At 36.2% G+C, this 21416-nt stretch carries 17 protein-coding genes and 1 pseudogene; 3 read left to right on the forward strand and 15 right to left on the reverse strand.

Features of this window, described 5'->3' with window-relative positions:
- Positions 1–185 precede the first annotated feature (185 nt).
- Positions 186–563, forward strand: a complete 378-nt coding sequence (locus PGC14_RS05970) for a desulfoferrodoxin (protein ID WP_271629781.1) — start codon at positions 186–188, stop codon at positions 561–563.
- Between the two features lie 48 nt (positions 564–611).
- Here PGC14_RS05970 and PGC14_RS05975 read toward each other — a convergent pair whose 3' ends face one another.
- Together PGC14_RS05975 and pta are read right to left on the reverse strand one after the other, a co-directional pair.
- Positions 612–1811 (reverse strand): acetate kinase, encoded by a 1200-nt coding sequence (locus PGC14_RS05975; RefSeq protein ID WP_271629782.1) that lies wholly within the window; start codon positions 1809–1811, stop codon positions 612–614.
- 23 nt (positions 1812–1834) lie between these two features.
- Positions 1835–2833 (reverse strand): phosphate acetyltransferase, encoded by a 999-nt coding sequence (gene pta, locus PGC14_RS05980; RefSeq protein ID WP_039764398.1) that lies wholly within the window; start codon positions 2831–2833, stop codon positions 1835–1837.
- A 204-nt stretch (positions 2834–3037) separates the two neighbouring features.
- Here pta and lexA point away from each other — a divergent pair, with 204 nt between their 5' ends.
- Positions 3038–3646: a transcriptional repressor LexA gene (gene lexA, locus PGC14_RS05985; RefSeq protein WP_039764399.1), complete on the forward strand. Its 609-nt coding sequence runs from the start codon at positions 3038–3040 to the stop codon at positions 3644–3646.
- Positions 3647–3650: 4 nt separating this feature from the next.
- On the opposite strand, the gene PGC14_RS05990 is transcribed toward lexA, so the two are convergent.
- The 6 genes and pseudogenes from PGC14_RS05990 to miaB form a co-directional block, all read right to left on the reverse strand.
- Positions 3651–4925, reverse strand: coding sequence for an aminotransferase class I/II-fold pyridoxal phosphate-dependent enzyme (locus PGC14_RS05990; RefSeq protein WP_051109290.1), 1275 nt, complete (start codon positions 4923–4925; stop codon positions 3651–3653).
- A gap of 101 nt (positions 4926–5026) precedes the next feature.
- Positions 5027–5326: an RNA chaperone Hfq gene (gene hfq / locus PGC14_RS05995; RefSeq protein WP_039764400.1), complete on the reverse strand. Its 300-nt coding sequence runs from the start codon at positions 5324–5326 to the stop codon at positions 5027–5029.
- Positions 5327–5390: 64 nt separating this feature from the next.
- Complete coding sequence (gene miaA, locus PGC14_RS06000) at positions 5391–6329, reverse strand: tRNA (adenosine(37)-N6)-dimethylallyltransferase MiaA (protein ID WP_271629783.1); 939 nt, start codon at positions 6327–6329, stop codon at positions 5391–5393.
- 38 nt (positions 6330–6367) lie between these two features.
- A pseudogene (gene mutL, locus PGC14_RS06005) lies at positions 6368–8168 on the reverse strand (DNA mismatch repair endonuclease MutL).
- Positions 8165–10756, reverse strand: coding sequence for a DNA mismatch repair protein MutS (gene mutS, locus PGC14_RS06015; RefSeq protein WP_039764402.1), 2592 nt, complete (start codon positions 10754–10756; stop codon positions 8165–8167). The pseudogene mutL and the gene mutS overlap by 4 nt, the downstream one beginning before the upstream one ends.
- A 3-nt stretch (positions 10757–10759) precedes the next feature.
- Positions 10760–12175, reverse strand: a complete 1416-nt coding sequence (gene miaB, locus PGC14_RS06020; protein ID WP_039764403.1) for a tRNA (N6-isopentenyl adenosine(37)-C2)-methylthiotransferase MiaB — start codon at positions 12173–12175, stop codon at positions 10760–10762.
- Between the two features lie 169 nt (positions 12176–12344).
- On the opposite strand from miaB, the gene PGC14_RS06025 reads away from it, so the two are divergent.
- Positions 12345–12542, forward strand: coding sequence for an alpha/beta-type small acid-soluble spore protein (locus tag PGC14_RS06025; protein ID WP_039764404.1), 198 nt, complete (start codon positions 12345–12347; stop codon positions 12540–12542).
- A 56-nt stretch (positions 12543–12598) separates the two neighbouring features.
- Here the strand turns inward: PGC14_RS06025 and PGC14_RS06030 are convergent, their stop codons facing one another.
- The 7 genes from PGC14_RS06030 to PGC14_RS06060 all read right to left on the reverse strand — a co-directional run bounded on the left by PGC14_RS06030 (position 12599) and on the right by PGC14_RS06060 (position 21337).
- Positions 12599–13030 (reverse strand): ACT domain-containing protein, encoded by a 432-nt coding sequence (locus PGC14_RS06030; RefSeq protein ID WP_039764405.1) that lies wholly within the window; start codon positions 13028–13030, stop codon positions 12599–12601.
- A gap of 62 nt (positions 13031–13092) precedes the next feature.
- The gene (locus PGC14_RS06035) at positions 13093–14394 is read right to left on the reverse strand and encodes a phenylacetate--CoA ligase family protein (protein WP_271629785.1); all 1302 of its coding nucleotides are present in this window, start codon (positions 14392–14394) and stop codon (positions 13093–13095) included.
- Between the two features lie 7 nt (positions 14395–14401).
- Positions 14402–14989 (reverse strand): indolepyruvate oxidoreductase subunit beta, encoded by a 588-nt coding sequence (locus tag PGC14_RS06040; protein WP_039764408.1) that lies wholly within the window; start codon positions 14987–14989, stop codon positions 14402–14404.
- A 7-nt stretch (positions 14990–14996) separates the two neighbouring features.
- Entirely contained in the window at positions 14997–16730 is a 1734-nt protein-coding gene (iorA, locus tag PGC14_RS06045) for an indolepyruvate ferredoxin oxidoreductase subunit alpha (RefSeq protein WP_039764410.1), read from the reverse strand.
- 31 nt (positions 16731–16761) lie between these two features.
- On the reverse strand, positions 16762–18063 hold the full coding sequence (locus PGC14_RS06050; protein WP_039764412.1) for a phenylacetate--CoA ligase family protein: 1302 nt from the start codon (positions 18061–18063) through the stop codon (positions 16762–16764).
- A 156-nt stretch (positions 18064–18219) separates the two neighbouring features.
- Positions 18220–20814: an ATP-dependent chaperone ClpB gene (clpB, locus tag PGC14_RS06055; protein ID WP_039764414.1), complete on the reverse strand. Its 2595-nt coding sequence runs from the start codon at positions 20812–20814 to the stop codon at positions 18220–18222.
- Between the two features lie 55 nt (positions 20815–20869).
- Positions 20870–21337 carry an Hsp20/alpha crystallin family protein gene (locus PGC14_RS06060; RefSeq protein WP_271629786.1) on the reverse strand — a complete coding sequence of 156 codons (468 nt, stop codon included), beginning with the start codon at positions 21335–21337 and terminating at the stop codon, positions 20870–20872.
- Positions 21338–21416 lie beyond the last annotated feature (79 nt).

The following is a 21416-nucleotide window of genomic DNA, read 5'->3' on the forward strand; positions in this document are numbered from 1 at the left end:
TCAACCTCTTGCGGGTTGTAAACTTTTTGCACCTTCTTTCATCCTCCTTTCAAAGTTTTAATTTCACTTTTTATATTATTTCAAAATTATTTTTATTTCAAACTTTATGTTTTTGAATCTGAATTTGTGGGTATAAAGTAATTGTAATTGAAAAATTTAAATTTTACAAGGGAGGTCACTTCAAGATGGTTAAAAGAGGCAACATTTATAAATGCGAAATTTGTGGGAATATTGTAGAGGTCTTATCTGCTGGCGGCGGACAATTGGTATGTTGTGGTCAGCCAATGACCTTACTTGAGGCGAACACAGTTGATGCAAGCTTAGAGAAACATGTACCAGTCATCGAAAAAACAGAAGAAGGTATTTTGGTGAAAGTTGGAGAAGTTCCACATCCAATGGAAGAAAAACACTACATTATGTGGATTGAACTTGTAGCAGATGATGTTGTCTACAGAAAATACTTAAAGCCTGGTGATGAGCCAAAAGCACTCTTTAATGTATCTGCTGATAAGCTTGTTGCATATGAATATTGCAATCTCCACGGGCTTTGGAAAAAGGAATAAAAAAGACAGGGCTGCTGAAATTTAGGCAAAGCAGCCCTTTTCTTCAATTTATTTTTCTAACAATCTCTTTGTCTCTCTTGCAATCATTAGCTCTTCGTTTGTTGGGACTATTAAAACCTTTACCTTGCTCTCTGGTTTGTTAATTTCAAATACCTTGCCTTTCTCTGCGTTAAAGTTTTTTTCTTTATCATACAAAACACCCATGTATTCTAAATCAGTTACACACTTTTCTCGAACAACTGGATTGTTCTCACCAATTCCTGCTGTGAATACTATTGCATCAACACCGCCTAAAACTGCAGCATATTCTCCAATATATTTCTTTACCCTATAGCAGAACATATCAATTGCAAGCTGAGCACGTTCATTTCCTTCGTTTGCAGCTTTCTCTAAATCTCTAAAGTCACTACTTACACCAGAAATCCCTAGCACCCCAGATTTCTTGTTCAGCAAATCATTCATCTGCTTTACATCCATATTCTCTTTCTCCATAAGATACAAAATAACAGCAGGGTCAATTGTGCCACTTCTTGTACCCATTGCAAGCCCAGCTAAGGGTGTAAAGCCCATGCTTGTGTCAACTGATTTACCATACTTTATTGCACAAACACTTGAACCATTTCCAAGGTGGCATGTTATAAGCTTTAGTTCCTCTAAAGGTCTCTTTAAGTACTCAGCTGCCTTTATCGCAACATATTTGTGTGATGTACCATGAAATCCGTATTTTCTAATCTTGTACTTCTCATACACCTCATATGGAAGTGAATACATGTAAGCATACTTTGGCATTGTCTGGTGAAAAGCTGTGTCAAATACAGCAACGTTTGGCTTTCCTGGAATTTCTTTCTCACACGCTTCAATTCCCGTAAGGTTTGCAGGGTTGTGAAGGGGAGCAAGCTCTATACACTCTTTTATTGCCTTTTTTACATCTTCATTGACAACAACAGCATCACTAAAATACTCCCCACCATGAACAACTCTGTGGCCAATTGCATCAATCTCATCCATTGACTTTATTATCCCCATCTGAGGATGTGTTAACATCTCCAAAACAAGTTTTATTGCCACATTATGGTCTTTTACTTCTTGCTCTTTTATAATCTCCTGCTCATTTTTTTGGTGCCTTATAAACGCCCCCGGCAAACCAATTCTGTCAACAACACCTTTACATAAAACTACTTCTGTTTCAGTATCAATAAACTGGTATTTTAATGACGAGCTCCCTGAATTTAATACTAATACCTTCATCATTATCCTACCCCTTTAAATTTTTATTTCATCATTGCCTGAGCAGCAGTGATAGCAACAACACCAACAATGTCTTCTGCTTTGCAACCTCTTGACAAGTCATTTACAGGTTTTGCTATTCCCTGGGTAATAGGTCCATACGCCTCAGCTTTTGCAAGTCTCTCTGTCAGCTTGTATGCAATATTGCCGGCATCAAGGTCAGGGAAGATTAACACATTTGCCTGCCCTGCAACAGGGCTGCCTGGTGCTTTTAACTTTGCAACAGAAGGTACAAGTGCTGCGTCTGCCTGAAGTTCACCATCTATCAAAAGATCTGGTGCTTTCTCTTTTGCAATCCTTGTTGCCTCAACAACTTTGTCAACCATCTCTGACTTTGCAGAACCCTTTGTTGAATATGAGAGCATTGCAACCTTTGGAGTCTTTCCAACCAAGGCTTCAAAGCTCTTCGCAGAGGTTATGGCAATATCAGCAAGCTCTTCAGCATTGGGATTTGGATTTAGGCCCGCGTCAGCATACAAAAATACACCATTTTCTCCATATTCGCAGTTTGGAACAACCATAATAAAAAAGCTTGAAACAAGCTTTACACCCGGTGCTGTTTTTAAGATTTGAAGTGCTGGGCGCAGTGTATCCGCAGTTGAGTGAATTGCACCAGATACCATTCCATCTGCTAAACCCTTGTACACCAGCATAACGCCAAAGTACATTGGGTCTTTCATGATCTTTCTCGCATCTTCAAGTGTCACACCTTTGTTTTTTCTCAGTTCATAAAAATCATTCACAAACTCATCAAACCTATCAAAATTGTCTGGGTCAATAAAGATTGCATCATCCACATTTGCACCAAACTTTGTCGCTTCTTTTTTAATCTCATCTTCCTTACCAATTAAAACAATCTTTGCAATCTTCTCTTTCAACACAATACTTGCGGCTTTTAAATTTCTCTCTTCATAGCTTTCAGGAAGTACAATTGTTTTTATATTTGACTTTGCCTTTTCTATTATTGTATCGATAAATGCCATTTTTAAAAAGCCCCTTTCGTTTATTATTTAACATTTCACACCTTATATATTATAAACTAAATTGTATCTTGTATACAAGAAGTATTTTAAGAATAATTTAAAAATTCTTAGCAAAGAAAAATACTAAACAACCGTTTGAAGAATGTATGTTTTTGTGTTATAATCTATTTAAAATAAAATAACATTGAAAAGGAGATACTTTAAATGAAGAAACAGCTTACAAAAAAGCAAGAAGAGATATTAGAGTTTATAAAAAAGAGAATTAAAGAAAAAGGCTATCCACCTGCTGTGAGAGAGATATGTGAGGCAACGGGCTTAAAATCGACTTCAACTGTACATGGGCACTTAACCCGCTTAGAGAAAAAAGGCTATATAAGGCGCGATCCTTCAAAACCAAGAGCAATTGAGATCGTAGATGACGATTTTTATGTCCACAGAAATGTCATTCAGCTCCCTCTTGTTGGGAAAGTCACTGCAGGTGAACCCATCTTAGCTGTTGAAAACATCGAAGATACCATAACCCTACCCTATGACTTGGTTGGAACAGAAGATGCATTTCTGCTTCGAGTTAGAGGAGATAGTATGATTGAGGCAGGAATTTTTGACAATGATATTATAATTGTAAGAAGACAAAATGTAGCCGAAAATGGAGATATTGTTGTTGCGTTAATTGACGATGAAGCAACTGTTAAAAGATTTTTCAAAGAGAGCAATCATATCCGACTGCAACCAGAAAATAAGGCAATGGAACCCATAATTGTAAAAGACGTGAAAATTCTTGGAAAGGTAATAGGCCTTATTAGGAGGATGTAAGAATTTACATCCTCCTAAGTCTCTCAATAGCCTTTAAAATCCCCACAACTCCAATTTCAAATGAAGAGCTACCTTGAAGATAAGCAACGAAAGGTTCTCTGATTGGTGCATCACATGAAAGTTCCAATGAAGTACCCTGCACAAATCCACCTGCTGCCATTATTACCTTGTGAGAATATCCTGGCATATCCCATGGCTCGGGTAAAACATTGCTGTCAACAGGGCAGCCTTTTTGAATCCCCTGACAAAAGCTAATTAATTCTTTTTCATTTCCAAACACAATTGACTGAATTATGTCTGTTCTATACTGGTTGTACCGTGGTAAAACCTTAAAGCCTAATCTTTCCATAATATAAGCTGTAAAAACTGCAACCTTTAAACTCTCAGCAACAATATGAGGTGCAAATAGAAGCCCTTGTAATATCTCTCTGTTAAAGCCAAGTGAAGGTCCTACTTCTTTGCCCATACCAGGGGTGTTGAGCCTGTCTGCACACATCTCAATCAACTCTTTTTTGCCGGCAATATAACCTCCACATGATGCAATTGTTCCACCCGGGTTTTTAATGAGTGAACCTGCTATTAAATCTGCTCCAACCTCTGTTGGTTCAAGCTTTTCCACAAACTCACCATAACAGTTGTCAACCATTACAATGGTATCAGGACTGATTCTCTTTATAAACCGTGTCACTTCTTTTATCTTTTCAAGAGAGATTGACTCTCTTAAAGAGTACCCTCTTGAGCGCTGAATAAAAACTGCCTTTATTTTTCTTTCTTTTAGCACTTTTTCAATTTTGTCAAAGTCAAAGCTATTATTTTTTAAGTCAATCTCTTCATACCTTATGCCAAAATCAATAAGAGTACCATGACCTCCACTTTTTATCCCAATGACCTTTTGAAGCGTGTCATAAGGCTGTCCACAAATAGACAAAAGTACATCGCTCGGTCGCAGCACTCCAAATAGCATTGTTGAGATTGCCTGAGTACCTGAAACAAACTGAATTCTCACAAGCGAATCCTCACAGCCAAATACATCAGAATATATTCTTTCAATTACATCTCTACCACTGTCTGAATAGCCATAACCATCTGTTTTGTTCAAATGTGTATAAGAAAGTTTATTTTTTTGAAATGCGTTTAAGATTTTAAGCTGGTTGTACGATTTTATTTTCTCTATCTCTTCAAAAATCTCTTTTACACTTTCAAGTGCTTGCTGTGCTATATTGATTAGTCCCTTGTCAAAATTAAAAAATCTACCCAAAGCCTCAAAGTCAACCTTCAATTTTTGCCCCGCCCCTCTTACTTACTTGCTTTAAAAAATTAAAGAAAGCTCATGATTTTAAAGTCTCATGAGCTTTCTTTAAAGAGATTTTTTACGCTTTTTTATTTTGACTCTTGATTTTGGTTAGTGTTACTTTGCTGAGAAGCTGTATTTTGCGCTTGTGAGTTTTGAGCTTGAGCCATGTAGTTTATTGGCTTTGATGGCAGAATAGAAGAAATTGCATGTTTGTAAATGAGCTGTTGTTTATTATTCTCTGTTTCTACTACCAATGTAAAGTTATCAAAACCTTTGATAACTCCTTTCAATTGGAATCCGCTCAGTAAAAAGATCGTAACGTTGACTTTTTCTTTTCGAAGCTGGTTCAAAAATAAATCCTGCAAGTTCAAATTTCCTTTTGCCACCTTATGTATTCCTCCCCAAACTTAAAAGTTTTTTATATTATAATTTTTATATGTTTTTCTTAAATTATACCACACTTTTGCAAAGTTCAAAACATTTTTTCACAACTTCTTTAAATTCAAGGTTACCTACATCCAAGAATATAAAATCTCCTTGGTATTTAAACCAAATACTTTGTCTCTTTGCAAACTGTCTTGTTCTTAGCTTCAGCTCTTCTTTTGCCTCCTCTAAAGTAATTTTTCCTTCAATGTATGGAATTATTTGCTTATATCCAAGTCCCTGCATAGACTTCAAATCTTTTGAATACCCCATATCAAGTAGCATCTTCACCTCATCAACAAGTCCCATTTTAAACATCTTCTCAACTCTTGCATCGATTCTTTCACGAAGAGCTGACCTTTCCATCACAAAACATAACGGCAATATATTATACCTTTCGGAACCCTTTTTTCTTACTTTATCTAAAAAATCTGTTGGTTTCTTGCCAGTAAGAAAGTAAATTTCCAAATACCTTATAACTCTTTTTACATTATTCGGATGAACAGACTGTGCAGCTTTGCTATCAATTTTTCTAAGCATTTCATAAAGATACATATTTCCTTTTTCTTCGAGCTCTTTGTAAAGGTTTTGACGTACTTGTTTTGAATCTCCCATCTCGGGAAATTCAATCTCATCTACAATTGACTTTATATAAAACCCTGTACCACCAACAAGAAGTGGGATTTTACCTTTTTGATAAATCTCATCTATCGCCTTCGTTGCATCTTTTTGGAATAATGCCACATTGTAATCTTCATCAGGGTACACAATATCAATCACATAGTGTTTTACTATTTGTCTTTGCTCTTTGGTTGGTTTAGCAGTGCCAATGTCCATATACTTATAGACACACATAGAATCTGCAGAGACAATTTCGCCATCTATCAGCTGAGCAAGCTCAATTGCAACATCCGTCTTTCCAGTTGCAGTAAGACCTGCAATTACAATCAAAGGAATTTTTTGCATCTTCTTTATTTCACCTTTTTCCCAAAATCTTATTTTTATCAAACAATCCTTTTGAACATCTTTTCAATATCCCTTTTTTGAATTTCAACAACAACAGGCCTTCCATGAGGACAGTTGAATATCTTCTTCTCAACAAGAACAAGCTTTACTATTTCTTCTTTTTCTAAATCTGAAATATTCATATTGCCTTTAACTGCTGCTCTGCATGCTATCTTTTTGAGCAATTCCTCTGAAAAGTGGGTTATACCCTCTGCTACTGATTCATTGTAAATCATCTCAATTATATCAAGTATGAAAAACTTATCAACTGCACCTTCAAACAAAAGTGGATATGTTCTTACCACTATTTCATTTTTCCCAAAATCACCTATTTCAAAACCAAGTTTTTCGAAAAAGTGGACATTTTCTAAGACGAACTCTTTTTGAGAAATTGGAAGCTCAATTACAATTGGAGAGAGCAGTATCTGTCTTTGGATTTTATTCTGAAGAATTTCTTCTTTCAAAACTTCAAACAATCTTCTTTCATGAACAGCATGCTGGTCTATAAGATAAAGGCTATCCTCTTTTTGTACAATGATATAGGTATCAAAAGCATATCCCACTATCTTATAAGTCTCAACATTAAACTCTTCTGAAAATACAGTTATGACATCTTTGCTCTCTTTTTCTACCTCTACTTTCGAAAAATCAAGTTGTTCCTCAATTTTCAAAAATTCATTCAAATTTTCTTGAAACGCTTTTTCTTCGCTTTGTTGTTCTTGTGTATAAGACCAAAGTTTTTTTACCATTTTAACATCTTGTAAAGTTTGGGGCAAATAAAGACTATCTAAAGTAGGTTTTGGAATCATTTTTTCTGACTGAAGTGCACTTGAAACTGTCTTATACACAGTGTTGTAAACATATCTTTCATCTCTGAACTTTATCTCAAGTTTTGCAGGATGAACATTTACGTCAATGTCAACAGGGTTTATCTCTATAAACAAAAATACAATAGGAAATCTACCTGTTAAAATTGAATTTTTAAAAGCCTCGTCAATACAAGTAGAAAGAAGCTTGCTTCTTATAAATCTTCTATTGACATAAAAATGATAACCACTTCTTGTTGATTTGCTCAAAACTGGGTTTACAAAAAAGCCCCATACTTTTAAACCTTTTTCTTGGTGTGAAAAGTCAATGAGGTTTTTTAAAATCTCTGACCCAAAAACTGAGGCAATAGCAGACTCTACTTTACTATCCCCTGGTGTAAAAAGTTGCCTTTTATTGTCTACCTGCATCCTAAAAGAAATCTCTGGATAGCAGATTGAAATCTTTTCAACAACTTCAATACAGTATTTTTGCTCAGTAGAAGGTGATTTTAAAAATTTTAGCCTCGCTGGTGTATTATAAAAAAGGTCTTCAATTGTAATTTTTGTTCCTTTTTCAAAAGGATATATGGTTTTTGAAAGAACTTTTCCACCTTCAACCTCTACCTTACACCCTTGTTCCTGTTCATAGTGCCTTGAGATAAGAGTGACTTTTGAGACGCTTGAAATTGCACAAAGTGCCTCTCCTCTAAAACCCATTGTTGTAATTTTAAAAATGTCGTCAACTGATTTTATCTTACTTGTTGTGTGCCTCTCAAAAACGTATTCAATGTCATCAGAGTGAATACCTTTGCCATTGTCATAAACCTCAATTTTTTTTTATACCACCTTTTTCTAATTTAATATCAATCAAACTTGCTCCTGCATCAATGGAATTTTCAATTACCTCTTTTAAGCACGATGCAGGCCTTTCGACAACCTCACCAGCTGCTAAAATGTGAGTAATCTCCTCAGATAACCTATTTAACTCTTTCATAACAGTTGCCTCTCTCTTGCTTTAATTATCTCATGTTTTAACTCGCTTAAAATGTTTAGCGCCTGAATAGGAGTTATATTTAAAATGTCAAGGTTTTCAATCTTCTCTATTACCTCATCTTTCTTGTATGAAAAAAACTCTATCTGCTCAGTGAATTCTCTTTTTATCTCCTTTCTCAATCTCTTCGCCTCTTTCCGATTTATATCAGCCTCTTCAAGCTTTTTTAAGATTTGCTCTGCTCTTTGCAAAACCTCTTCAGGAATACCAGCAAGCCTTGCAACATGAATACCATAACTCGAATCACAGCCACCCCTTACAATCTTTCTCAAAAATATAATGTTTTTTCCCTCTTCTTTTACGTCAACCCTATAATTTTTTACACCTGAAATCTTCTCTTCAAGCTCTGTAAGTTCATGATAGTGAGTTGCAAAAAGAGTCTTTGCACCTATTTTAGATTTGTCAGCAACATATTCTAAAACAGCCCAGGCAATTGAAAGTCCATCGTAAGTGCTTGTACCTCTTCCCACCTCATCAAATATTATAAGGCTTTTCGGCGTTGCATTTTTTAAAATATTTGCAACTTCACTCATCTCAACCATAAAAGTGCTCTGGCCAGAGGAGATGTCATCTGATGCTCCAATTCGTGAAAAAATCTTATCCACTATACCAATCTGCGCTTCTTCTGCTGGAACAAAGCAGCCCATCTGTGCCATTATGACAATTAGTGCCACCTGACGCATGTATGTAGACTTTCCTGCCATGTTAGGTCCTGTGATTATCAAGACTCTGTTTTGGTCATTGTCAAGTTCTGTGTCATTTGGAACAAAGTTGCTATGGCCTATCATCTTTTCAACAACAGGATGTCGACCATTTTTTATATAGATTCTATCGCCTAAATAAACGGTGGGTTTTGTATATCTGTTGTCAATAGCAACGTGAGCAAATGAGCAAAGAGCGTCAATTATAGCTATACAACTTGCTGTCTTTTGAATTCTATCTATCTGACTTTCTACTTGGTCTCTTATCTCACAGAAAAGCTCATACTCAAGCTCAACAAGTTTTTGTTCTGCATTTACAATCTCATCTTCTAACCTCTTCAGCTCTTCTGTGACATATCTTTCTGCGTTTGCAAGAGTCTGTTTTCTTATATAGCGCTCGGGAACAAGTGAATAGTTAGATTTGGTTACCTCAATGTAATATCCAAAAACCTTGTTATAGCCTATTTTTAAATTTTTGATACCTGTTAGGTTCCTCTCCTTTTCTTCATATTGAATAAGAAGTTCTTTACTATTCTTTGAAATATTTCTCAGCCTGTCTACATGGTCATTAAATCCGTCTTTTATAATCCCGCCTTCTTTCAAGCCTACAGGTGCATCTTCGTTTATTGAAGAATCAATTAGATTATATACATCTTCTAACGTGTCAAGTCCATCATAAAGTTCTTTTAACAAAGGTGATTTAAACTCTCTCAAGAGTTCTTTCAGCTGCGGTAAAACCTCAATTGATTTTTTTAAACTTAGCAAATCCTTTGCGTTTACACTCTTGTAAGCAAACTTTGAAGATAGTCTTTCAATGTCATATATTCCTTCTAATAGTCCTTCAATCTGCATTAAAAGTGGAAAATTGTTGTAAAGTTCTTCAACTGCATCAAGTCTTCTGTTTATCTCCACAACATCAATTAAAGGTCTTTCAAGCCATTTTTTAATTAGTCTTGAGCCCATTGATGTTTTTGCCTGGTCCAAGATTCCAAAAAGACTATTTTTCTTTGAACGAGTAATTATACTCTCTGTCAACTCCAAATTCCTTTTTGTGTTAAAATCAATTTGAAGATAATTCTGTACTTTGTAAAACTCAAACTTTTTTATATAATTAAATGAAATCTTTTGGGTATCTACTAAATAATTTAGTAAATTCCCAACAGATAGTGCCATTTTGTCATTCAGATTGGTAATTTGCATCTGTTTATCTATTAAATCATAGCATTTATCAATATCAATAAACTCTACTTTTTGAATAAATGAGTTGTAGTTCTCTTTAATAAGCTCATAGAGCTCGTCATCCAAATGAGAAACTAAAATTTCACTTGGAGCATACTTACTAATCTCATTTATCATTTTTTGGATATCATTTTCAATTAAACAAGCGTACATCTCACCTGTTGATATATCAACAAATGTCAGAGCAAAATTAGTTTCAGCTCTTGCAACACAGCAGATAAAGTTATTTGCCTTGCTAAAGTTTTCATCAATAAATGTACCTGGTGTGATAATCCTGGTAATCTCTCTTTTCACAACACCTTTTGCAAGCTTTGGATCTTCCACCTGCTCACAGATAGCTACTTTGTATCCTTTTTCAATAAGCTTTGCAATATAACTATGTGCGGAATGATAAGGAACCCCGCACATAGGTGCTTTTTCATTGTTTCCACAATCTCTTGCTGTTAGGGCTATCTCAAGCTCTTTTGAAGCAACCATTGCATCGTCAAAGAACATCTCATAAAAGTCCCCAAGCCTGAAAAACAAAATACAGTCTTTTACCCTTTGTTTTATCTCCATGTACTGCTGCATCATTGGGGTAAGCTCTTGCATAGTTCATATCACCTCACCATAAAGCCAATGCCTTGAGGCTTCCAAAATCTTTACATTTACAAACTTGTACATAAACTCATCAGAACACTTCACATTTACTATCTTGTTAGTCCTTGTTCTTCCTTCAAGAAGATTATTCCTCTTCGAGTACCCATCTATCAGAATTTCATATACTTTCCCACGCATTTGCTGATTCTTTTTCAAAGCTATTTCTTCCACTAATTTTACAAGCCTTTGAAACCTTTCATGTTTTACCTCATCAGGCACCTGATTTGGCATTTGCGCTGCTTTTGTTCCTTTTCTCTTGGAGTACATAAAGGTAAACGCTGAGTCAAACTCAACTTTTCTGACTACATCTAAAGTATCTTCAAAATCTTCTTCTGTCTCGCCTGGAAATCCTACTATAATGTCTGTTGTAATTGCTATGTCAGGAATGTTGTTTTTTAGCTTTTCAACAAGTCGCAGGTAATCCTCTTTTGTGTAGTGCCTGTTCATCTTTCTTAAAATCCTTGTTGAACCCGACTGTACTGGTAGATGTATATGCTCACAAACCTTCTCCAAGTCCCTCATTGCAAAAATTAGCTCATCTGACAAATCTTTTGGATGTGAGGTCACAAACCTTATTCTCTCGATACCTTTTATATCATTTACCTTTTCAAGGAGTTTATAAAACGGAATTCCATCGGGCAAGTCTTTACCGTAAGAGTTCACGTTCTGCCCAAGTAGTGTGACCTCTTTTACTCCATTTGCTGCAAGCTGCTCAATTTCAAATATAATCTCTTCAGGTCTCCTACTTCTTTCTCTTCCTCTGACATAGGGTACAATACAATATGAACAAAAGTTGTTACAACCATAGATTATGTTGACAAAGGCACTGACACCTTCTCTTCTCGCAGTTGGAATGCCTTCTACAACTACATCTTCATCTTCTGCAACGTCAATTACTGTTTGTTGTGTAGTAATTGCTTTGTACAAAAGTTGAGGAAATCTATGAAGGCTTTTTGTACCAAAAATAATGTCTAAAAATGGAAATAACTTAGCAAGCTTTTGTGCAACTTCAAGTTGCTGAGGCATACATCCACATACACCTATTATCAAGTCTGGTTTTTTGTCCTTTAATCTCTTTAGAGGACCAATATTACCATACACTCTCGACTCAGCATGTTCTCTCACAGCACATGTGTTAAAAATGATAAGATCTGCTTCTTCGACATTTTGAGTCTCTGCATATCCCATTGCATTTAGCATTCCTGCCAATTTTTCAGAATCATGGACATTCATTTGACATCCATAAGTTATAATGTGATATGTTCTGTTTTTCCCATTTTTAAAATAATACTCTGAGTTCAACTTTTCAATCTCTTCAATGAACTGTGCTTGAGTACCAAAATCTATATAATAAATTCCTCTATTTTCCAAGTTTTATCCCCCTCAAAGTTTTTTCATTTAACAAGCTTTATTATAACATTTTGTGCATGGAATTATAATATCATATGGTCCCATTTTTTTCTTAATATTTGGAGCAAAATCAGAACAAAATTAATATTGAAATCTCAAACAATCATCGAGAAAAAAGGAGGAAAAATTCATGCCAAGGAGAAAAAGGCTTGTTCCAGAAGCTGCTCCTCAGCTGGATAAATTAAAACAAGAAACAGCCCAAGAGGTTGGTGTAACTCTTGACAACTACAATCCAAACATTACAACAAAGCAAGCAGGAACTGTTGGTGGATATATGGTCAAAAAGATGATTCAGGACTATCAAAACAGGGCAAAGAACCAGCAGTAACAAAAAACGGCAGAGGGAAATTCCCTTCTGCCTTTCACCTTATTCAGATTAATTCCTTACAGAGAATAAACCTCATTTGCTGACAGTATCCTAACATTGTTTTCTTTTAAGACGTTTACTGCATAATCGCCATTTTCAACTTTCAAGATTACAAGAGCTTCATCAGTTATCTTTCCTACAAAAGCATACATGTATTCAATTCCTATGTCGTTTTTATATAGAATCTCAAGCACTTTGGCAAGACCGCCTGGTTTGTCTTCAACAGCTATTGCAATCACGTCTGTTGCAGAGACTGTAAATCCATTTTCTTTTAAGACCTGCAAAGCTAAATCAGGCTTGTTAACAATTAGTCTCAAAATACCAAAGTCTGTGGTATCAGCAATTGAAAGAGCTGAGATGTCAATGTTGTTCTTTCCTAAAATACTTGTCACCTCAGCAAGTCTTCCTGACTTGTTTTCTAAAAACACAGAAATCTGCTTTACATACATTCTTAAAAACCCTCCTGAATATTTTCAAACTCCTTTACTAATTATATTAATACCCATTTTGCCTATATCTTTCTCTTGTCAATTACTCTTTTTGCCTTTCCTTCACTTCGCTCAATTGTTTTTGGCTCAACAAGCCTTACCTTAACTGAGATTCCAAGTGTGTCTTCAATTGCTTTTGTTATTTTCTTTTCAAGCTGTTCAAGTTTTCTGACCTCATCTGAGAACATTCTTTCAGAAACCTCTACCAAAACTTCCAAAACATCAAGATTATTGACTCTGTCAACGATTAACTGATAATGAGGTTCAACCTCGCCCATCTCAAGCAAAACACTTTCTATCTGAGATGGGAAAACATTAACACCCTTTATTATTATCATGTCATCAGTTCTGCCAATAACCTTTTCCATTCTAACAAGAGTCCTGCCACATTTGCACCTGTCATAATGAAGAGCTGTTATATCCCTTGTTCTGTATCTTATAAGAGGAAGCCCTTCTTTTGTTATTGTAGTAAATACAAGTTCACCATACTCACCCTCACTTAATACCTCTCCTGTTTCAGGATTTATTATTTCAGGTAAGAAATGATCTTCATTTATGTGCATACCACACTGGTATTCGCACTCAAAAGCAACACCTGGGCCAATTACCTCAGAAAGCCCATAGATATCATATGCCTTGATATTGAGCTTTGATTCTATCTCTTTTCTCATATTTTCAGACCATGGCTCTGCTCCAAATACACCTGACTTGAGCTTCAATTGAGACTTGTCAATTCCCATCTCTTCCATTGTTTCAGCAAGATAAAGTGCGTAAGATGGTGTACAAGCCAAAACTGTTGTACCAAAGTCAACCATTAGCTGAATCTGTCTTTTTGTATTGCCAGATGAAATTGGTATGACAGATGCACCAATTCTCTCTGCACCATAGTGTACTCCAAGACCACCTGTGAAAAGTCCATAACCATATGCAATCTGGACAAATGAATGCTTATCTGCCCCTGCTGCAACAAGTGTTCTTGCCATAACCTCAGACCAGATCCCGATGTCATGTTTTGTATATCCTACAACTGTTGGCTTTCCAGTTGTACCAGATGATGCATGAATTCTTACAATCTCGCTTAATGGCACAGCAAAAAGGCCGTATGGATAGTTGTCTCTCAGGTCTTGTTTTGTTGTAAATGGAAGTTTTTGTAGGTCGCTTAAGTCTTTTATATCCTCAGGAATAAGTCCTAACTCCTGCATCTTTTTTCTGTAATACGGAACACTTGTATAAACTCTTTTTACTGTCTCAACCAAGCGTTTTAGTTGAATTTCCTGCAATGTACCCCTCTCCATACACTCCATATGTTCATCCCAATATCTCATCTTAAATTTACACCTCACCTAAATCTACATTTCTACCTATCGCAAATGCCTTAAGATTTATCTCAACAAACTCTGGTTTTACATTATTCTCTATAGCCTTTCTAAAATAGCTTTCTTCAATTCCTATAAGTCTGCTAAACACGCCTAACATTATAGTATTCTGAACACGTGGACTTCCTATTTTAGTGAGCAAAGATGGGATATCAACCTTATAGAACTTTACTCCAAGCTTCTTTACAATCTTATCCACATCAGGATACTTATATACCCCAGTAATAACACTCATCGGAGTGATTTCATAGTCAGAGTAGATTAAAATCCCTTCTTTTTTTAAAAACTCAATCCAGCGCAGAGCTTCTAACTTTTCAAATGCAATTATATAGTCAGCCTCTGCTTTGTCTATAAGTGGTGAAAATACCTTTTTGCCTGCCTTTACATATGTTACAACACTGCCTCCTCTTTGTGCCATTCCATGGACTTCTGATATTTTTACATCATATCCTACATTCAAAAATACCTCTCCTAAAATCTTACTCAACAAAATATTTCCCTGTCCACCAACTCCGACAATTAATATGTTGAGATTTTCTTTCATCACGTCACTACTCCTTTACACTACTTATTGCTCCAAATCTGCAGATACTTTCACACATCCCACATCCAAGGCACAAGTTCTGGTCAATCGTAGGTACCTCTTTTAGTGATATAGCAGGACAGCCTAAGCTTAAACATAGCTTACAGTTTTTGCATTTATTTTTGTCAATGTATCTTTTTGATAACACATATTTATACCTTCTATGAAGTCTACAAGGTGCTCTGACAATTAAAACCTTAACACCTTGTACATCAAGAAGAGCACTTATTTTTTTGATGTTCTCATTGATATTGTATGGGTTTATCTCTTCGACAACTGAACATCCTATAGTCTTGCAAAGACTAACCAAGTCAAGTTTAAAAGTCTCCTCTCCCCTAATTGTATATCCAGTTGCTGGATGGTCTTGATGCCCTGTCATTCCAGTTGTGGAGTTATCTAAAATCAAAAGCAGTATGTCAGATTTGTTATAAACAGCATCAATAAGCCCTGTTATTCCAGAATGAACAAAAGTTGAATCACCTATGACTGCAACTGCTTTAGCCTTCTTATTTGAGGCCTTTGAAATGCCATGAGCCATTCCAACACTTGCACCCATACAAATACATGTATCCATAGCTTTAAAAGGCGAAAGAGCCCCCAACGTATAACAACCTATATCACCTGTTATTATAATGTCTTTAATTTTACCCAAAACGTAAAAAATACCTCTGTGAGGACACCCAGGGCACAAAATAGGAAGTCTTGGAGGAAGCTCTTCATTCAGTTTATAAGGAGGCTCAACTTGCGTCTTTTCAATTGCCGACTTTATGAACGAGGGCGAATATTCACCTGTCATCTTAAAGATCTCTTTGCCAACTGCATTTCTTATTCCCATTGCCTTTATATTTTCTTCTAAAAAAGGGTCAAGCTCTTCAACAATATAGACTTTTTCAAACTTACTGCAAAAATCTTTAATTAATTTCTCTGGCAGTGGCCAAACCATTCCCAGTTTTAAAACCCAAGCGTCAGGATATGCTTCTTTTACATACTGGTAAGCTATACCTGCTGTGATAAAGGCTAAATTACTTTCACCTTCCTCAATTCTATTAAGCTCTGTTTTTTCGGCAAACTCCTTTAAGTCATTTAACCTCTTTTCAACAATTTCATGCCTTTTTCGTGCCATTGCTGGCATCATAACATATTTTTGAATATCCTTTTTATATTCATAACCTCTTTCAACTCGGCTACCTTCTTCCACTACTGATTGAGAATGTGAAACTCTTGTTGTAAGCCGCAAAATTACAGGTGTATCGTACTTTTCACTTATTTCAAAACCTTCTTTCACAAAATCCACACACTCTTGGCTGTCAGCAGGCTCTAAAACTGGCACTTTTGCTGCCTTTGCAATATTTCTTGTGTCCTGCTCATTTTGCGAAGAGTGCATGCCAGGGTCATCAGCAACAGCTATTAAAAGTCCGCCATTTACCCCTGTGTAAGATACAGTAAAAAGCGGGTCTGCTGCAACATTCAAACCCACATGTTTCATCGAACATATTGCTCTTTTACCATAGATAGCCGCCCCAATCGCAACCTCTAAAGCCACCTTTTCGTTCGGTGCCCATTCACAGTAAATCTCATTGTACTTGGATATGTACTCTGTAATCTCTGTTGAAGGTGTACCAGGATAAGCAGTTGCAACCTTCACACCTGCTTCATAACATCCTCTGGCAACTGCTTGATTCCCAAGCATAAGTCGTCTCAATAGTCTCAGCCTCCAATTTATTCTTTGTTTTTTAGTTTGCTTGCTTCCTCAAATCAACAACTCTTTTTGCCTTGCCAGTTGTTCTTTCAAGAGTCTTTGGCTCTACCAATTTTACTTTTACATTTAAACCTAAAACTGTATAAATTCTGTGCTTTATCTTGTTTTCCAGCTTTTCAAGTTCAGCATACCTTTCTAAAAGCTTCCCATCTACAAGCTCAACATGTACTTCTAAATCATCTAAATATCCTCTTTTTGTAACAACCAGCTGATAATGTGGTCCAATTCCTTCTATTCCCATTAAAACACTTTCAATTTGCGAAGGAAATACATTCACACCTCGAATAATTAGCATATCGTCTGTGCGTCCTTTTACAGAGGTCATTCTGACATTTGTCCTTCCACATTTGCATGGTTCAAAAATTAGTGATGTAATGTCTCTTGTCCTATACCTTATGAGCGGCATTCCTTCTTTCGTGATTGTTGTCAAAACAAGCTCACCTGTTTCGCCCTCTGGTAAGACCTCACCCGTCTGGGGATTTATAATCTCTGGATAGAAATGGTCTTCATTTATATGAAGTCCTTCTCGAAACTCGCACTCTCCTGAAACACCCGGCCCAATAATCTCAGACAACCCATAGTTTTCTGTTGCAAAAAGACCCCATTTTTTCTCAATCTCTCGTCTCATCTCTACTGTTGAACTCTCTGCACCAAATAATCCTATTCTGAGTTTCAGCTTTGACCTGTCAATATTGAGTTCATTTGCAACCTCATCCATGTAAAGTGCGTAAGATGGAGTACAAACCAAAACTGTTGCGCCAAAATCTTGCATTACCATAAGCTGCTTTTCTGTATTACCACTTGAAATAGGAATTACAGTTGCACCAACTCTCTCTAAACCCTGATGAAGTCCAAACGCTCCTGTAAAGAGTCCATAGCCAAATGCTATCTGAGCAATGTCATGTTCTCTTACCCCTGCTGCTGTTACAATTCTTGCAACCACCTCTGTCCAGATTTCCATATCATGTTTGGTATATCCTACAACTGTAGGTTTTCCTGTTGTGCCTGAGGAGGCGTGAATTCTAACAATCTTTGAAAGAGGGACAGTAAAGAGTCCATATGGATAGTTCTCTCTCAAATCATCCTTTGTTGTGAAAGGAAGAAGCTGAATGTCTTTAAGAGTTTTGATGTGATGTGGCTTTACTCCAATTTCATCAAATTTCTTACGGTAAAAAGGAACATTTTCATAAACCCTTTCTACCGTCCTTTTAAGCCTTTCAAGTTGCAGTTCTTCATATTGTTTTCTGTTTAGTTTTTCATATTCTGACCATATCATTCCAACCTACCATCCTTCCTGATTATGTATATTGCAGAATATAATAAATTATAATTATGAGCTTTCTTAAGTTATTATATTGTAATATTTGATGATTTTCAAGCAAAAAGGCAAACAAAAAAGGGCTACCTCATTTGACTCCCCTTTGAGATAGCCCTACTTTATTATTACAAATCTGCCATCTTCAACGTCAATTTTAATACTATCCCCTTCGTTAATTGTACCTTTTAGGATTTCTCTCGCAATTAATGTCTCAACATTTTTCTGTAAAAACCTCTTTATCGGTCTTGCACCAAAGTTTACATCAAATGCATTTTCCATTACATATTCTTTTGCTCGCTGTGTGAGCACAATCGAAATTCCCTTTTCAATAAGCCTTTGCTGAATCTCAGCCACTCTAAGGTCAATAATCTTTATTACTTGTTCTTTTGTGAGAGGTTTGAAGATTATTATCTCATCAAGCCTGTTTAGAAACTCTGGTCTAAAGTGTGCTTTGAGTTCTCTGTCTATGAGTCTTCTTGTATTTTCATCTATTTCGCCGTTTGAGATGTTTGCATTCAAGAGATACTCACTTCCCAAGTTTGAGGTCATTATTATAATTGTATTTTTAAAGTCTACCGTTCTCCCTTTTGAATCTGTGAGCCTTCCATCATCCATTATCTGAAGCAAGATATTGAATACATCATGGTGAGCTTTTTCAACCTCATCAAATAAGACAACAGAATATGGTTTTGTTCTGACAGCTTCGGTAAGCTGACCTCCTTCTTCATACCCAACATAACCAGGTGGTGCACCAATAAGTCTTGATACAGAGTGTTTTTCCATGTATTCTGTCATGTCGATCCTTATCATGTTGTTCTCAGAGTCAAATAAAGCCTCCGCTAAAGCCCGTGCAAGCTCTGTCTTACCAACACCTGTTGGCCCTAAGAACAAAAATGTTCCAATTGGCTTTCTTGGGTCTTTTATTCCAGCCCGTGCTCTCATTATAGCATTGCAAACAGCCTCAATTGCTTCATCCTGACCAACAACTCTTCTGTGAAGTATTTTGTCAAGCTCTAAAATCTTTTGCCTTTCTGTTTCAACAAGCTTTGCAACAGGAATTCCTGTCCACCTTGACACAATCTTTGCAATCTCTTCTTCTGTAACCTCTTCTTTTAAAAGTCTTTTTTCTGGCGGAATCTTTTCTATTTCTTGGCGTTTTTGCTCAAGCTTCTTTTGAAGATCTAATAGACTTCCATATTTTAGTTCAGAGAGTTTATTCAAATCATAGTTTCTCTCTGCTTCTTCTATTAGAATTTTAACATCTTCAATTTCTTCTTTTATTTTTCTTATCTCCTTGATAAGTTCCTTTTCATATTCCCACTGAGCAGAAAGCTGGTTTGCTCTGTCATTTAGTTCTGCAATCTCTTTGTCTATCTCTTCCAATCGTTGCCTTGTACTTGGATTTTCTTCCTTTTGCAAAACATTCTTTTCAATTTTCAGCTGCATAATTTTTCTTGTAATCTCATCAAGTTCTGTAGGCATTGAATCTATCTCTGTTCTCAGAAGTGCGGCAGCTTCATCAATAAGATCAATTGCCTTGTCTGGTAAGAACCTATCTGTGATATACCTATCAGAAAGTTTTGCGGCAGCAATCAAAGCATCGTCTGTAATTCTTACACCATGGTGAATCTCAAACCTCTCTTTAAGTCCTCTTAAGATAGAGATTGTATCCTCTACAGACGGTGGATTTACTAAAACCGGCTGAAATCTTCTCTCCAAGGCTGCATCTTTTTCGATATATTTTCTGTACTCATCAATTGTAGTTGCACCTATACAGTGAAGCTCTCCTCTTGCAAGCATAGGTTTTAAAAGATTTCCTGCATCCATTGCACCTTCTGCTCTTCCTGCACCAACTATATTGTGAATCTCATCAATAAATAAAATTATTCTGCCTTCTGATGCCGTAATCTCGTTCAAAACCGCTTTTAGTCTTTCTTCAAACTCACCTCTGTATTTTGCACCAGCTATCAGCGCACCTAAATCAAGTGCAAAGATGGTCTTATCCTTCAAGCCTTCTGGAACATCACCTTTGACAATCCTTTGTGCAAGCCCCTCTACAATAGCAGTTTTTCCAACACCAGGCTCGCCAATCAAGACAGGGTTGTTCTTTGTCCTTCTTGAAAGAATCTGAATTACTCTTCTTATCTCTTCATCTCTTCCAATAACAGGGTCGAGCTTTCCTTTTTTTGCAAGGTCAGTGAGGTCACGACCATATTTTTTCAACACCTCATATGTTTCTTCCGGGTTTGGATTTGTTATCCTCTGGTTTCCTCTTATTTTATAAAGCTGTTGCAAGAATTTTTCGCGGATAATCCCATACTTTCTGAATATAGTTTTTGTAGAAGGATGGTCATAGTCTATCATTGCAAGATATACATGTTCAACACTGATATACTCATCTTTAAACTTTTTTGCCTCATCTTCAGCTCTCAATAGTATTTCGTTTAAAAATCTATTTACATACACAGCCGAAGCCCCAGGGCCATAAACCATTGGAATCTTTTTTAGTTGATCTTCTATATCTCTTTTGTATATTTCTGTATTTATTCCCATATTTTTTAGTATCTTTGCAACAAGCTTGTCATCTTCATTTACAAGGGCATAGTGCAAATGCTCTACTCCTATCTCCTGATGTTTATACAAGATTGCAGTATTTTGTGCGTCTAAAAGAGCAGATTGTAGGCTTTGTGTAAATTTTTCCATATTCATATGTCTTTCACACCTCACACCTAAGAGCTTTTTAGAATAAAACAATCAGGGAAGGTTACTGCCTTCCCTGATTGTTTCTATTCGATGTCAATTGTTCTAACATTTGGTTTTGATGGTCTTCTTTTGGAAGCACAATTCGCAGAATCCCATCTTCATACTTTGCTTTAATACCGTCCTCTTTTACATTATCAAGGTAGAATGTTCTGCTAAATGCTCCATATCTTCTCTCTCTTCTTATAAAGTTCTCTCTTTCTTCTTTTTCCTCTTGCTTAGTTTCTGCCTTTATAGTGAGTTTATTGTCGTAAAGCTCTATTTTGATGTCCTCTTTTTTAACCCCAGGAAGCTCAGCTTCAATGATATACTCGTTTTCAGTCTCCTTGATGTCTGTTCTCATAAATCTTGAACCTCTTTCAAACGGAGCAAAGAAATCCTCAAACCAATCGTCAATGTCAAAGAACTCTCTTTCAATTCTTCTCATGATGTCAAATGGTTTTCTTCCAAATGGAACAATGTCTCTTAACATTTCACATCACCCTCCTCTTGACTTTTTTTGACTTTTGGAAGGTTTTTAAAGTGGCGAACCATCGCCACTTGTAATTTGA

This window comes from Caldicellulosiruptor sp. DIB 104C (assembly GCF_028198085.1).
GTDB classification, from domain to species: Bacteria; Bacillota; Thermoanaerobacteria; order Caldicellulosiruptorales; family Caldicellulosiruptoraceae; genus Caldicellulosiruptor; species Caldicellulosiruptor saccharolyticus.

Bases quoted from the DNA above. Each gene is read 5' to 3' on its own strand.
- PGC14_RS06030 (WP_039764405.1), bottom strand. From the start codon at position 13,030: ATGTATGTAAAGCAGATTTCTGTGTTTTTAGAAAACAAGTCAGGAAGA.
- PGC14_RS06025 (WP_039764404.1), top strand. From the start codon at position 12,345: ATGCCAAGGAGAAAAAGGCTTGTTCCAGAAGCTGCTCCTCAGCTGGAT.
- pta (WP_039764398.1), bottom strand. From the start codon at position 2,833: ATGGCATTTATCGATACAATAATAGAAAAGGCAAAGTCAAATATAAAA.
- miaA (WP_271629783.1), bottom strand. From the start codon at position 6,329: ATGCAAAAAATTCCTTTGATTGTAATTGCAGGTCTTACTGCAACTGGA.
- PGC14_RS06050 (WP_039764412.1), bottom strand. From the start codon at position 18,063: ATGATATGGTCAGAATATGAAAAACTAAACAGAAAACAATATGAAGAA.
- mutS (WP_039764402.1), bottom strand. From the start codon at position 10,756: ATGCAAGAGCTTACCCCAATGATGCAGCAGTACATGGAGATAAAACAA.
- PGC14_RS05970 (WP_271629781.1), top strand. From the start codon at position 186: ATGGTTAAAAGAGGCAACATTTATAAATGCGAAATTTGTGGGAATATT.
- PGC14_RS05975 (WP_271629782.1), bottom strand. From the start codon at position 1,811: ATGAAGGTATTAGTATTAAATTCAGGGAGCTCGTCATTAAAATACCAG.
- PGC14_RS06035 (WP_271629785.1), bottom strand. From the start codon at position 14,394: ATGAGATATTGGGATGAACATATGGAGTGTATGGAGAGGGGTACATTG.
- lexA (WP_039764399.1), top strand. From the start codon at position 3,038: ATGAAGAAACAGCTTACAAAAAAGCAAGAAGAGATATTAGAGTTTATA.
- PGC14_RS06060 (WP_271629786.1), bottom strand. From the start codon at position 21,337: ATGTTAAGAGACATTGTTCCATTTGGAAGAAAACCATTTGACATCATG.
- clpB (WP_039764414.1), bottom strand. From the start codon at position 20,814: ATGAATATGGAAAAATTTACACAAAGCCTACAATCTGCTCTTTTAGAC.
- PGC14_RS06040 (WP_039764408.1), bottom strand. From the start codon at position 14,989: ATGAAAGAAAATCTCAACATATTAATTGTCGGAGTTGGTGGACAGGGA.